This is a genomic window from Trabulsiella odontotermitis (assembly GCF_030053895.1).
Classification (GTDB): Bacteria; Pseudomonadota; Gammaproteobacteria; order Enterobacterales; family Enterobacteriaceae; genus Trabulsiella; species Trabulsiella odontotermitis_C.
Genome location: NZ_CP125781.1, coordinates 2,128,476 through 2,142,184, shown reverse-complemented (window position 1 = coordinate 2,142,184; position 13,709 = coordinate 2,128,476). Strand labels below are relative to the sequence as shown.

Here is a 13,709-nt window from a genome sequence, read left to right as displayed (position 1 = left end):
GGCTGAGCGTGGCAAACTCTCCACGCTAAGCACGGACAGGTAAATTCAGTAATCAATTGCTGCGGAAATATCGTCCGCTAAGCGTTAATTTATTACGGTAAGTTGCCGACGGTAATTGCTGGGCGTTAATGAAGTCAGTTTCTTGAACGTCTTAATAAAAAGACTGGGGCTGCTGTAACCTGACTCATAAGCAATATCCGTTACCGAGTAGTTGGTAATCTCAAGTTGCTTTTTGGCGAAGTTGATGCGGATGTCATTAATAATCTGCATCGGCGTTTTGCCATAATAACGCTGTGTCGCCCGGGTTAAATATTCCTGCGATTTTCCCGAAAGGCCAACCATTATTTCCAGCGCATTTTCGCCAAACTTAAGTTTATCGTGCATCTCCTCGACAGTGGTTTTTAACCACTGAGGCGTGACATCCTGAACCGGCTCTTCACGATAATGCCGTAAACGGTTAATCACATAAAAAGAGACCAGTTCAATAAATTCATCAAATTCCGTTTCGCGGAAGTTTAATGACGCGACCACCGATTCGATATAGCTGAGAAAGGTATTTTTAACAGAATACAACTGCGATGCGACCAGAACAGAAGGCAGCAATGGCTGGTAATGCGTTTCAAAGAAACGTTTGCTGATCCCGACATTCAAAATTCGCGTGGCGCCAAAGTCGTAAAAACTCTGGTGGTACGACCCCATCGGGATAAACACAAAATCACCGCGCTCCAGCAACACCCGTTTGCCATTGATCTCCTGATAATAGCGACCGGTTAACACTATGGTGAACTCATAGTAGTCATGCTGATGCAAACCGCCGGCACTCTCCGTCTTGTTGTAGATAACGACATGAAAATTCTTACCGTTGAAAAGCTGTTGTTCTCTGGCGGTGCTGATTTCCATGGTCATCATCTTCGGTTGCCTCATCGTCGTCGATTGCCTGTTATTGTACCTTCTCGTGCAGTTCAATCAATTCAGCGACCAGCTCACGCGCCAGCATTGACGTCATAAGGTGATCCTGCGCATGAACCAGCACCAGGCTGACCTTCATTTTGCCTTCGCCTTCGTCACTCTCAATCAGTTGAGTCTGTACGCGGTGGGCTTCGCTGAGCGCAACACGAGACTGTTCCATCGTCGCTTTTGCAGCGTCAAAATCGCCCTGCTTTGCCTGTTTCAGCGCGGTGTACGCGAGGCTACGCGCCTGGCCTGAGTTAATAATCAGCCCCATAACCACCTCTTCGAGGTCATTCTCAGGGGTTTCTGCATCCGTGATGTGATCCAAATCCAACATATCTTTTCCCTCTTTGACTGGCGGTGTGGGAGGGTTCCCCCACACCGCGCGACATCAGAATTTCAGTGCTTCAGCGATATCTTCTTCGCTCTCTTCTTCGTCAATGACCGTCTGCGCTTTGTTAGCGACCGTCACGAACGGAAGGTAAACCAGAACCGAGACCCCCAGGTTGAACAGCGCGACAAGCAGTGCTGCGATGCTACCGTTACTGTTGAAGAACGCCCCAAGGCCGGTTGGCATCGTCCACGGCGCCAGGTTGGTGACCGGTGGAATAATGCCCATCGAGTAGGCGGCAAGGGTAATTGCGGCCAGAATCGGTTGGATCAGGACAAACGGGATGAACATCACCGGGTTCATGATGATCGGCAGACCAAACAGAATCGGCTCGTTAATCTGGAAGATACCTGACGGCAGCGCCAGCTTCGCAACCTGACGATGGTCGGCGCGACGGGAGCCAATGAAGATGGCGATAATCAGACCCAGCGTCGCTCCGGAACCACCCAGCAGGATGTAGGAGTCGAGCATCGGTTTCGCCCAGAAGTGGAACTGTTTACCGGCAGCAATCGCCGCGTCGACAGAACCATACTGGTTGTACAGCGCGATGTTTTCCAGCGCCCATGGGGTCATGATGCCGTTGTCCAGCGCGGTCAGCGCCAGAGAACCGTGCACACCGAAGAACCACAGCAGCGAGTTGAACACCACGTAAGCCCAGCCAACCACGCTACCCATCGACGCCAGCGGCGTAGAGATGGAATCCATGATGATCTGGTGGAAGTTGGTCTGCCAGTGCGTCAGCGCCCAGGAGATGATCCCGAAAATGGAGAGGATCAGGAAGCCAGGAATTAACGCCGAGAAGGAGCGCGAGACCGACGCCGGTACGCTGTCTGGCAGTGTAATCACCCAGTTACGGCGGATGACAAAGGTAAACAGTTCCGCGACAACCAGGCCAATAATCATGCCGGAAATAATATTCTGCCCACCCAGCCAGTTCGCGCCTACCGCATAGGCTTCACCTACGCTGTACGGTGTAACGGTCATAAAGGCGGCTACAGATAATAAGCCTGCGGCTAATGGGTCAACTTTTCGCTCTTCCGCCAATGCCATGCCAATAAAAAAAGGCGCCATCAGCGACATAATGCCTAATGTACCGTTGTACACGTTGGCGCCGATGGCTTTGAAACTATTTAACGTTTCAATGGTTTCGGGATCTAAGCGAACACCCAGGGAGAAAAAGAATGAACCTTCGCCAAAACTCAGAAAGACGTTATTAATCAGTACAAACATTGCCCCTGCGAGGGTCAACGGCATTAATTTAATAAAGCCGTTTTTAATCGCATTAACGTGAGGCTGCTTTCCAATTTTGACTGCAAAAGGAAGGAGTACCTTTTCAAGCGAACCGATGACTCTACTCATAGAAAAATACCCTTAAAAGCCGCAATGAATATTACGGCGCATGTGTGTGAAATTACTCTTTGACGGGAAAAATAATAAAATTATTGCGCTGCAGCTTTTTTAATTGCGGCGACAGCGGCTTTAAGTACACCTAAGGAAGGTGCGAATAAGCAGGTCATTTCTTCCCAAGCTGACTCGCTGATTAAAATTTCGCGGATCTGGGCCGATTTTTTTCCCGCAAACACATCGAATCAGCCTATTTAGGCTATTTTTTCCACCATTTCTGGCGTTATTTCAGGTTTTTACTGAGATCTCTCCCTCTGACGTATCATTTGGTCCACCCGAAACAGGTTGGCCAGGGTGAATAACATCGCCAGTTGGTTATCGTTTTTCAGCAGCCCCTTGTATCTGGCTTTCACGAAGCCGAACTGCCGCTTGATGATGCGAAACGGGTGCTCCACCCTGGCACGGATGCTGGCTTTCATGTATTCGATGTTGATGGCCGTTTTGTTCTTGCGCGGATGCTGCTTCAAGGTTTTTACCTTGCCGGGACGCTCGGCGATCAGCCAGTCCACATCCACCTCGGCCAGCTCCTCGCGCTGTGGCGCTCCTTGGTAGCCGGCATCGGCTGAGACAAATTGCTCCTCTCCATGAAGCAGATTACCCAGCTGATTGAGGTCATGCTCGTTGGCCGCGGTGGTGACCAGGCTGTGGGTCAGGCCACTCTTGGCATCGACACCAATGTGGGCCTTCATGCCAAAGTGCCACTGATTGCCTTTCTTGGTCTGATGCATCTCCGGATCGCGTTGCTGCTCTTTGTTCTTGGTAGAGCTGGGTGCCTCAATGATGGTGGCATCCACCAAAGTGCCTTGGGTCATCATGACGCCTGCTTCGGCCAGCCAGCGATTGATGGTCTTGAACAATTGACGGGCCAGTTGATGCTGCTCGAGCAGGTGGCGGAAATTCATGATGGTGGTGCGATCCGGCAGGGCGCTATCCAGGGATAATCGGGCAAACAGGCGCATGGAGGCGATTTCGTACAGGGCATCTTCCATGGCACCGTCGCTCAGGTTGTACCAATGCTGCATGCAGTGAATACGCAGCATGGTCTCCAGCGGATAGGGCCGTCGGCCATTGCCCGCCTTGGGATAAAACGGCTCGATGACAGCGGTCATATTCTGCCATGGCAGAATCTGCTCCATGCGGGAGAGGAAAATCTCTTTTCGGGTCTGACGGCGCTTAGTGCTGAATTCACTATCGGCGAAGGTGAGTTGATGGCTCATGATGTCCCTCTGGGATGCGCTCCGGATGAATATGATGATCTCATATCAGGAACTTGTTCGCACCTTCCCTAAACCATCTACTTTGCCGTACAGAATTGAATCGATCACTTCCACGGGCTTATTCGGAAGTAAGCGTTGAATTTCGGGTAACATATAAGCAATCTGGGGGCCAAGTAATACCACATCGGCCTGCGGTCCTTTTTCCCCTGCCAGCGTTTCAGGGAATGCATCAATAATAACCGGGACTTCGTATTTTTCTGCCTGAGCACGCATTTTAGAGACCAGTAGCGATGTCGACATGCCCGCAGAACAAAACAGATAAATGTGTTTCTTTTCCATAGACGCCTCCTCAACTTATTTTTCTATCTTCTTTCTGCTTCCGACGGCCAGGATGGTTTCCATTCCCCTGCCAGCCGGTGTTTTTGTAACCGTTTGGTTACTTGATTTGATGAGATGAGTATACGCCAACGCACCAGGGGTGGATAATCCCTGTTTAGTAAAAATTGTCTCTGGTTGACCTCCGGTTATGACTACCTTCACACTTCAGTCAAATAATTCGCGAAAAGAAATAAGATTTGGCGATCAAAAAAGCCCGTCCGTGAGGACAGGCTTTCGTAACGCTCATGCAAACTAAGGATAGCTACTTATTGACCTGCGGATCGGTGTCGTACTCAGCACAAGTCTGATAGCCAGAGTTAATCACGCGTCCGGTGTCATCGAGCGCCACAAAGTAGGTTTCAGCCTTACCTTCCCGTTGACCCAGGATATAGGTCTGGCAGGTACCGCGCGCGTGGATCATGGAGACTTCTGATGACGGCTGACCAGCGATCTGCTGAACCTGTGCTCGTGTCATCCCTTTCTTCACATCTTTGACCACTGGCTGTGTGAACTGGTCTTTGGTTCGATCGTAGGCAGTACAACCTGCCAGCATTGTGAATACTGCCGCTGCACCTAACATTCCTGCGATTTTCGTGTTCATATTCCGTCCTCTTGTTTATCAGCGTGTTATAAGCCTGGAATAGATCAGACGATTTTTCAACTTAGCATGTTAATTGAAATAACTTTCGGAACATTCTAGTGAAAAAACGATAAGCTGCTGAATCGCGCCCTTTTGCAGCAATCAAAACTGTGATCCTTGTCGTTTTCCTGGCAACGCGTTAGCTTTAACACATCACGCTTATTCATTTATGGAGGTGTTGCATGACGTTACAACACGAGATTATTCGTACACTTGGCGCGAAGCCGCAGATTGACCCTGACGCTGAGATCCGTCGCAGTGTGGATTTCCTCAAAGATTACCTGAAAACCTATTCGTTTCTGCACACCCTGGTGCTGGGAATAAGCGGAGGTCAGGATTCCACCCTCACCGGCAAACTCTGCCAGATGGCCATCAGCGAACTGCGCGAGGAGACCGGGAATTCAGCCCTGCAGTTTATCGCCGTACGCCTGCCTTTCGGCGTTCAGGCTGACGAGCAGGACTGTCAGGATGCCATCAATTTCATTCAGCCGGATCGCGTGCTGACCGTGAACATCAAAGGCGCCGTGCTGGCGAGCGAACAGGCGTTGCGCGAGGCAGGAATTGAGCTGAGCGATTTTGTGCGCGGCAACGAAAAAGCCCGCGAGCGGATGAAAACGCAATACAGCATTGCGGGAATGACCAAAGGGGTTGTCGTGGGCACCGACCATGCCGCTGAAGCGGTGACCGGCTTCTTCACCAAATACGGCGATGGCGGTACCGACATTAACCCGATTTACCGCCTGAACAAACGCCAGGGAAAACAGCTGCTGGCCACACTGGGCTGCCCGGAGCATCTCTATAAGAAAGCGCCGACCGCTGATCTCGAAGACGACAGACCGTCTCTGCCTGACGAAGCGGCGCTGGGCGTCACCTACGATAATATTGATGACTATCTTGAGGGTAAAAAGCTCGACGACAGCATCGCGAAAATCATCGAAGGCTGGTATACCCGCACCGAGCACAAGCGCCGCCCGCCGATCACTGTGTTTGACGATTTCTGGAAAAAATAATCCTGCAAGGCGGCATTTGCTTCAGGCGGATGCCGCCAGCGCCTGACCCGGTAACCAGGTGATCTCGCCATACAGCAACCGCCCTTCCGGTTTCAGCAGCCGCAGCGTATGCGGTCCCTCCTGCCAGTAAGCACCCTGATCAGCAGTCAGCAGTTTATCACCCAGTTGCCACGCGCCGCTCAGGACAAACACCACGCCGCCATGAGGCGCAAAAGTGGTAAAGGTGCGATCCGCCACCCGCACCTGCGCCTGGCAGCGGTCTCGCCGGGTCATCACGTTAAAATCCATCGACATCTTGCCATCAGACAACTGCGCGTAAACACGCTGCTCACCGGCAAAATAGAACGGTTTGAAATGGGTCAGCGTATGCTGAAACGCCGCGCCGCCATCGAGCATCACTTCGCCGCCTTCCAACAACGTAATGACCCGATCCACGCCAGGGAAAAGAGAAAAATCACCGTTGCTGGCGATAGAGGCAATGCTGGCGCGCCAGCTAAAATCGCGTGTACCGGGCGGGAAACAACACAGCTCGCGGGTTTCACCGCCGCCGTTGCGCCACAAACTGACGGGCATTTTGCGGATATCAAAGTATTCCATTGCGACTCCTGAACGACGCGGATGCGCCGGAAGGCTCAAGGTAAGCAGCCGTTTTATGGTTATTTTTTCCTGTCCGAAAATGACTATCGGCACACCGGATGTTTACCTTAGTGTCGCGCTGTAAAAAAGAAAACCGCCGGGCCTGCCCACAGCCCATAAGGCGCAGAGTGGGCAAGACCGGCGGTCTTGAGTCCGGGTGCTGGGTTATTCAGCAGGTACTGGCATTTTACCGTCTGGCGCGCGACGTTCTGTCAGACGCTTCTCAAAATTGGCATTAAAGGTCTTTTTCTGATCCGGAGTCAGAATGTTGTAGATTTTGTTCTGCGTTTCCATGCGGGAGAGCATCATCGCTTTGTGTTGCTCTGCCATCTTGTTGATCTGCGCTTCCGCTTTGGCTTTATCGAAGCTGTCGCTGGCGATCAGGTTATGCATTTCACGACGTTCGTCGAGGGACGGACGTTTCATGTTGTCGCGCTGGCTTTTCATGATGTCGCGGATCTGCTGTTTCTGCGCATCGGTCAGGTTCAGCCCCTGGAACATCATGTCATGATGCATGCCTGGCTTGCCTTTATGGTGCATCATCATTTTGCCGTCCGGCTGCGTGGCCGGAGCGGTAGTGGTATCAGCGGCGTGTGCCAGGTTAGCCGCACCCAGAGCCAGTGTAGAGGCAACAAACAGAGCAATCATCTTCTTCATAGGTTATTCCTTACTTTCAGTTATTCTGACGGCGCGTTGCCGTGTTGACGTGATTAACTTTACGACCTTTAACGTCAATTAGTCAGAGTGTGCGTAAAACAATGAAAGGGTAAAAAACAACTTTTCACCAATTATGGAGGAAATAAGGAATAATGATGAAGAATGGAAAAAAAGTATTTTATCTGGATGATTTTAAAGAAATTATGGAGAAAGCATACCTGCTTACTGAATAAAAGAAAAGCACTTCTCCAGGATAATTCTGTTTTCTGGTTAACAATGTCGAAAAAAACACCTGCTGCCCTTGTTTTTATTTCCTCTGGCAAAAGCATCAACCTCCTTTATAATCACATACATTCGTATTTGTTTGGTTAATGCATGAAGCCCTCTGACCATATTCAGACGCTGACCGACGCGTTGTCCTCCCCGGAAAACATTCGCACCGCCAGACCGCGGCAGCTCATCTCACTGCGCCATATTCCGGAGCCGGTGGTCTGTGTGCTTCATGAAGGGATCGTCGGCATTTTCCGTGAAAGCGACCATCTGCTGGTTGCCCACCTGTACGCTCCGTTTGTACTGGGTTTTGCCCTGACGGAAACCACCCGACAGCCACAGATCTACCTGAAAACACGCAATACGGTGCGCTACGAGATAATCCCTCGTCAGCAGGCGCTGACCCTGTTCGATGAAAAACAGCTGTGGAAGAGCGTCGCCTGTGTGCAGGGCTTTATGGCCACCGAACTGTTCCGCCAGCCCGCCAGTTACGTCGGTCAATCGAGCTACCAGCTGATTCGCCAGACGCTGCTGGCGTTTATGCAGGAAGATGAACTGCTGCGTCATAATATGACCGCGCTGGAATATCTGCAGGAACGCACCCTGCTCTCACGCAGCGGTATTCAGCGGATCCTGAGCGAACTGAAAAAAGGCGATTACATTGCGCTGGAAAACGGCAAACTGCTGGGCGTTCACCGCCTGCCCGAGCGTTTTTAAGCTACTCGTACTCCACAGAAAAATTCACCAGCGCATTTGCGGCACCGCTTTTCACCGGCGTGTGCGTCACCACATAGCTGGCGGTCCAGGCGAGCGAAATCATGCCCTGCGTCGGGGTAATGGCAAAATCATGACTCGTCGCATCGGTGCTTTTCGGTTTTTGTATTTTACCGTTGGCATCAACAATCTTCAGCGCCACCCCGTCGGCGCCGCCCTTGTCGAGCGCAAAAAGATCAGGATTATCCGTATCTGCTGCGCCATCCATGGTCACGCGGGCGGTGACCACATCGCCGCAATGTTGCAGTCCAAGGGTAAACGGGACGCTGTTCAACGCATCACCAACGTTTTGCCCACGGGCGAGCGACACCTCGCCCATCTCCACGCTGAAATCGCTTTGCACCAGTTCGCAGGTGCCCTGGCGTATCGACAGCGAAAAGTGAAGATCGCCTGGCGAACCGATATCGGTTTTCGCCAGCGCCAGCAATGGCAGGCAACATAAACCCGTCAAAAAAAAGCGCCTCATGATTATTCGATCTCCACCCGCAACGAAGCAATGCCCTGATAATCGCCTGATGCCGGGCGTTTACCGGTGGTGTTGATGGGCCACGCGTGCATATTGAACACTGCGCTGCGGCTGCCACTGGCGTCCTGGAAGCCCAGCGCAAGCTGCTCTTCGCTGTTAACGTCATTTGGGATCATCACTTTCTCGCTGGTGTCGCCAGCAATTTGCACACCAATATCCGGGTTGCCCATATCAATCGCGGTGGCGTTGTTGGGATTGACAGTCCCTTCAATATGCACCCACGCGCGAACGCCATCCGAAATGTTATGACAGTGAAGCACCAGCTTTTCTTTGATTATCTGTACGTTCTGTGGTTTGCTTCCGGCGGGCACTTCGAAATCACGCGCGTCATACTCCCCCAGCGGAATATTCACCACCGACCCGCCGTCAATCTCACAACCCTGATCCACTTCAACCGTGCCGCTGAGCAGGACCCGCACGATCGGCGTCGTCGAATAGACGCCCGCTTTTTTGCTGGCATACAATGCCGCTATTTCCACTTGCGGAATGGTAGAGGTACCGACAAACGGATGCGCGATATACAGTGACACGCTACCCTTGGTCCCTGTCGACGCATTATGCGTACCGCCTTTAGCTTCACATTCACCTGACGACACTGTTTTATTCGACAGATCGCTGAATGGCGTGATGACACTTCCCTGGTTATAGACATCAATGCTGGTACGCACCTCAAGGTTATCATTCACCTGGTACCAGTTCGCCGCATGCCCTGCCGGGAGATTAACCGTAGCCTTATAGTAGGACACAGGTGGATTGGACATATTATCGGGACATTCGCAGATAATGGTGTACTTCTGACCGTTGTCCCAGTGGTAAAAATTATCAAATTCATGCCCGGAATAGTTCTGCGACGGGTCGGTGATCGTCTCATTAAAGGAAGATGGAAACTGATGCACAGTATCGGACTGGCATGGCCCCCAGTCGCCTGCCGCCTGCGCCGGTGCGCCGCTCAATGCCAGCCATAATCCGCAGGCCAGTAATCCCATGATGATTTTCATATTATTCACTCTGACAGGTCGCAGACAGTGAAATCACCGCACTGCGTAATTGTGATTGTGGAAGCTGGTAATCCGCCACGCAGCGTTCATCATGCCCTTTGCCCCAGCTCACGTCGATGCGTCCTTTCTCCGGCAGACCGCTGATATACAGTTCGCCGTCTTCCGCCACCATGCCGGTGGTCGGGGTTTTCGCGTGGTCATCCACCAGCGACGCCGTGGCGCCAAACGGCACCGCGCCTTTCTCCGGACGGGTTAGCGTCAACAGCGCGCGGTAACCCACACGGGTATCGAAACTGGCCCGTACCACCGCGCCGCGTGTCGGTACGACCTGCAGGAAGGCATCGTTCAGATCCACCTGATTGTTGAGCGTTTCGCTGCGCAGCGAGACCTCTGTCTCCCGGTATGGCGTCAACTGCGGCACGACCGCGTTGCCGAAACGGTCAATCGTCACACCGCTGTTATTGGTGACGCTACTGCCCTGCGCCCCCGGCGCGCTGACCAGCGCCATGGTCTCGCCGAGCGGTTGCGACAGCGTGACGCCGCCGCTGTGCATAATCACCCCACCGCGCAGGCTGTAGTTGAGCTGGCGGGAATCCGCGCCATAGTTGTAGCCAACATCCACATCCCCGCGCCCGCCCTGGTAGTTCAGCGAGGCGCTGCCGCTGTTACCCTGCCCGTCGCTGCCATAACCCTCGGTCACGCTGTAATCCAGGTTATGGTCGTCGAGCAGTGTGCCATTGAGCCCCACCTGCGACACGGTGCGTTTGTCCTGATCGCGGGTGGTGTGGAAACTGCTCCATGCCGATCCGATGGGCAGACTGACGTCCAGCGACCACAAGCGATCGGTGGTGTCATCATCGGGATTCCTGTTTGCCGACCAGGCCAGCGACCAGGTGGCGCGCCCGATATGCCCGTTATAGCCTGTCGAAAACGTCAGGCTCTCATCGTCGCCCTGCCAGTATTTCTGGTCCGTGGCGTTGATGTACCACGAGCCCCATGTCGCCAGTTGCTGCGTCATATTAATTTGCAACTGGCTGCGGCGATGGTAATGACCGTAATCGCTGTCGGCCTCGCTGCGGCTGTCTGTGGCTTCCTGAAAGGTGTAAAAGCCCGGCGTGGAATAGCGGTAGCCGGAGAGGTTAAAACTGGTGCCGGTGGCGGCAAAACTTTTGGCGTACAGCAACCGCCAGGCGTAACCACTCGATACGACATCGTCCGCCGCCAGGCTGGTAGCGTGGGTGGCGTCCAGTGACAACGCTCCCCATTCGCCCATATTTTTACCAATACCCAGTGCCTGTGCGTTATAGCCAACGCCTGCCAGTACACCGCCATAGGCGGTCATTCCGGCGGGTAAACCGTATATCGCCGTCGCTTCCATGAGTTGCGGCGACTCACTCTGGTAGTTACCAGCCTGATAACGACCTGCCGCGAGGCTGTATTTGAGCTGGCCTTCACGCTGCATAATCGCCACCGCCGCATACGGCTGAATGAATTTTTGCTCGCTGCCGTCGCTCTCTTTCACGGTCACCGTTAAATCGCCGCTGTTCGACGTCGGATAGAGATCGTTAATTTCAAACTGTCCCGGTGACACAAAACGGCGGTAAATCACATAGCCGTTCTGTTCCACCACCACTTCGGCGTTGGTTTTAGCAATACCGCGGATCACGGGCGCGAAGCCACGCTGGCTGTCCGGCAGCATTTGATCATCTGATGCGAGCACCACGCCACGCACCGGCAGGCTGTCGAAAATGTCGCCTGAGGTGGAGGTATCTCCCATCGTCAGTTGCGATTTGAGCGGGATCAGCGCCCGGGTCAGGTAAGTGCCCATGCTGTCCCAGTGATTGTCACCGCTGCCGTGCTGCCAGACGCTATTGTTGCGCAGACGCCACGGCCCGAGGTTAAAACCGCTACGCAGGTTGAGATAGTCACTGCGTTCGCTGCTGCCCTCGTTGCCGTCACCGCTCTCTGACTGATAGTGGTTCTGGCTGCCGCTGTAGCTGTAATCAAACAGCAGTGCCGGAATGCCGTTATCCCAACGATTTTCCGGCACCGTGCCGCGCGCTGTCTGCTCCATCGCCGCCTGCGGGAAACTCAACGACAGTTTCAGCGCATTGAAATCCAGCACGCTTTGCGCGCCAGGGATGATGGCCCAGAACGGCACGCAGGCGTCATCAGGCAGTTTCGCGATGTCATCGAACGCCGCTGTTCTTACGCCCCAGGCTTGTAACTGGGCTTTGGTCAGGCAGGGCAACAGCGTTTGTCCCTGCTTATCATCATGGGCGGCGGTAAATGTCAGTGCCCCGGAGGTCTGTCTCTGATCATTGACGTAAATATCGACCTGATATTTCCCTGGGCGTTGCGCATCGTTTTGTTCATAAGCGGAGAGATCAAGATGCTGGTCAATACCCTCTGCGTTTTCGAGAAATTTGGGGTTAAACTTCGCCGCGGCTGCCGGTAGCGTGCAAATTGCACCGCTCCCCACCAGCGTAATCATCACCATGAGGGTGAGTGAGTGTCGCGACGTCTCCATAATGGCAACCCGTAGCCCCGACTCAGCGCACCGGCTGTGTCATCAGCGCACCGGCTGCGCCAAAATCGTTAATGATGCTGTACTGCACCTGGCTGAACGCCCCGACATTTGCCGGTAATTTGACTGAAAGATGGCCTTTCGCCGGTACCATCACCGGATCGCTAATCGTCTTGTCGCCCACTTTCAGATCGTGGAACGTCATCACATATGCCGACGGGTTATCGATGGCGAGCTGCTTTCCGGCATGGGAAAACGTCAGCATCTTCGCGGCGCTGGCCTGATCGCCAGGCAATCCGCTGGGGCGATAAAACAGTTTCAGGCGCGTGCGAACCGCGATTTGCAGCAGGTTTTTCCCGGCACCGTCTTCGCTCACCGCCGGAATCGCTTTAACGTTAATCCAGTACACCGATTCGCGATCAGCAGGCAGCTGGTTATTAATATTCACAATCCGCAACGCATTATTTTTATTCGGCTGCATCTGAAATAATGGCGGCGTAATAATAAATGGCGTCTTTTTATTGCCGTTAATATCATCAATCCATGACTGCACCAGAAAGACATCTTTCTGACTATGATTCTGTACCGTCAGCGAGGCTTCTTTCTGACCTTCCTGATAAATAATCCGCGTGGCATTTAATGAAATACCACCTGCAAAGCAGCCAGGCACAAAAAGGCAGACCGCGGCAAACGCAGTTGAAATACGTAACATATTAACCTCAATGAAAGGCTGGCAGACGAATGCCTGCCAGAGCGACCCAATAATTACTCGTAGGTCAGACTAAAATCGACTTGCCCACTGGCGTTACCGATGGTGACCGCATCTTTAGTGCTGACATAGCGGGCATCGTAATTCAGCGTGGTTGCCCCTTCGGATAACGTCTCAAGAGAGGCGCCATCATTAAGGGCAATGGCTTCACCTTTGGAATCAAAAATACCGATCCCGACGCCGGTCGCGCTTCCCGCACCATTATCAACGGAGAGCAATGAGGTATCATCATCATCGCCAATACCGTTAAACACCACGTTGACCTTGGTTTTACCGGCGGTCAGATCGCACTCTTCGAGCTTAATCTGGAACGGCGTGGCGGTAGATTTATCCCCCGTTGCGGCAAAGGTCGAGCTTTTCACTGCACCCAGATCCACTTCCTGATTCTGCGACGCTGAAGAAATGACGCAGGGAGAATCCACAATTGATCCATTAAACTTAATGGTCCCGTCGCTGGCGCTTGCTGTTTGCATTGTGGCAATAACCGCGAGCGGTAACAACGCGGCACCTAAAAGCAATTTTTTCATATGACATTCCTGATAGTTAATAGATCCTGTTATC

15 protein-coding genes and 1 pseudogene are annotated in these 13,709 nt (G+C 52.8%); 2 read left to right on the top strand and 14 right to left on the bottom strand.

Features of this window, described 5'->3' with window-relative positions:
- Window positions 1–84: 84 nt before the first annotated feature.
- The 7 genes and pseudogenes from chbR to osmE all read right to left on the bottom strand — a co-directional run bounded on the left by chbR (window position 85) and on the right by osmE (window position 4,942).
- On the bottom strand, window positions 85–909 hold the full coding sequence (gene chbR / locus QMG90_RS10260; RefSeq protein ID WP_283283707.1) for a transcriptional regulator ChbR: 825 nt from the start codon (window positions 907–909) through the stop codon (window positions 85–87).
- Between the two features lie 31 nt (window positions 910–940).
- Complete coding sequence (chbA, locus tag QMG90_RS10255) at window positions 941–1,288, bottom strand: PTS N,N'-diacetylchitobiose transporter subunit IIA (RefSeq protein WP_054178516.1); 348 nt, start codon at window positions 1,286–1,288, stop codon at window positions 941–943.
- A gap of 54 nt (window positions 1,289–1,342) precedes the next feature.
- Window positions 1,343–2,701 (bottom strand): PTS N,N'-diacetylchitobiose transporter subunit IIC, encoded by a 1,359-nt coding sequence (chbC, locus tag QMG90_RS10250; protein ID WP_283283706.1) that lies wholly within the window; start codon window positions 2,699–2,701, stop codon window positions 1,343–1,345.
- A 120-nt stretch (window positions 2,702–2,821) separates the two neighbouring features.
- Window positions 2,822–3,046: pseudogene (locus QMG90_RS22465) on the bottom strand (hypothetical protein).
- The gene (locus QMG90_RS10245) at window positions 2,983–3,963 is read right to left on the bottom strand and encodes an IS5-like element ISKpn26 family transposase (protein ID WP_117308960.1); all 981 of its coding nucleotides are present in this window, start codon (window positions 3,961–3,963) and stop codon (window positions 2,983–2,985) included. The pseudogene QMG90_RS22465 and the gene QMG90_RS10245 overlap by 64 nt, the downstream one beginning before the upstream one ends.
- 45 nt (window positions 3,964–4,008) lie before the next feature.
- Window positions 4,009–4,302 (bottom strand): PTS sugar transporter subunit IIB, encoded by a 294-nt coding sequence (locus QMG90_RS10240; protein WP_283283705.1) that lies wholly within the window; start codon window positions 4,300–4,302, stop codon window positions 4,009–4,011.
- A gap of 301 nt (window positions 4,303–4,603) precedes the next feature.
- A complete protein-coding gene (osmE, locus tag QMG90_RS10235; protein WP_038154359.1) occupies window positions 4,604–4,942 on the bottom strand; it encodes an osmotically-inducible lipoprotein OsmE in 339 nt (112 codons plus the stop codon).
- A 221-nt stretch (window positions 4,943–5,163) separates the two neighbouring features.
- Between osmE and nadE the strand changes: the two genes are divergently transcribed.
- Entirely contained in the window at window positions 5,164–5,991 is an 828-nt protein-coding gene (gene nadE, locus QMG90_RS10230; RefSeq protein ID WP_283283704.1) for an NAD(+) synthase, read from the top strand.
- Between the two features lie 21 nt (window positions 5,992–6,012).
- Here nadE and ves read toward each other — a convergent pair whose 3' ends face one another.
- Window positions 6,013–6,588, bottom strand: a complete 576-nt coding sequence (gene ves, locus QMG90_RS10225) for an environmental stress-induced protein Ves (protein ID WP_283283703.1) — start codon at window positions 6,586–6,588, stop codon at window positions 6,013–6,015.
- A 204-nt stretch (window positions 6,589–6,792) separates the two neighbouring features.
- Entirely contained in the window at window positions 6,793–7,284 is a 492-nt protein-coding gene (gene spy / locus QMG90_RS10220) for an ATP-independent periplasmic protein-refolding chaperone Spy (protein ID WP_283283702.1), read from the bottom strand.
- A gap of 375 nt (window positions 7,285–7,659) precedes the next feature.
- On the opposite strand from spy, the gene QMG90_RS10215 reads away from it, so the two are divergent.
- Window positions 7,660–8,271 carry a helix-turn-helix domain-containing protein gene (locus QMG90_RS10215; protein WP_283283701.1) on the top strand — a complete coding sequence of 204 codons (612 nt, stop codon included), beginning with the start codon at window positions 7,660–7,662 and terminating at the stop codon, window positions 8,269–8,271.
- 1 nt (window position 8,272) lies between these two features.
- Here QMG90_RS10215 and lpfE read toward each other — a convergent pair whose 3' ends face one another.
- The 5 genes from lpfE to QMG90_RS10190 are packed head-to-tail and all read right to left on the bottom strand — an operon-like array spanning window position 8,273 to window position 13,675.
- Window positions 8,273–8,779, bottom strand: a complete 507-nt coding sequence (gene lpfE, locus QMG90_RS10210) for a long polar fimbrial protein LpfE (protein WP_283283700.1) — start codon at window positions 8,777–8,779, stop codon at window positions 8,273–8,275.
- 17 nt (window positions 8,780–8,796) lie between these two features.
- Complete coding sequence (locus QMG90_RS10205; protein ID WP_283283699.1) at window positions 8,797–9,852, bottom strand: fimbrial protein; 1,056 nt, start codon at window positions 9,850–9,852, stop codon at window positions 8,797–8,799.
- Between the two features lies 1 nt (window position 9,853).
- On the bottom strand, window positions 9,854–12,382 hold the full coding sequence (locus tag QMG90_RS10200) for a fimbria/pilus outer membrane usher protein (protein WP_283283698.1): 2,529 nt from the start codon (window positions 12,380–12,382) through the stop codon (window positions 9,854–9,856).
- A gap of 22 nt (window positions 12,383–12,404) precedes the next feature.
- Entirely contained in the window at window positions 12,405–13,091 is a 687-nt protein-coding gene (locus QMG90_RS10195) for a fimbria/pilus periplasmic chaperone (RefSeq protein ID WP_283283697.1), read from the bottom strand.
- Between the two features lie 53 nt (window positions 13,092–13,144).
- Complete coding sequence (locus QMG90_RS10190; protein WP_283283696.1) at window positions 13,145–13,675, bottom strand: fimbrial protein; 531 nt, start codon at window positions 13,673–13,675, stop codon at window positions 13,145–13,147.
- Between the last annotated feature and the right edge of the window lie 34 nt (window positions 13,676–13,709).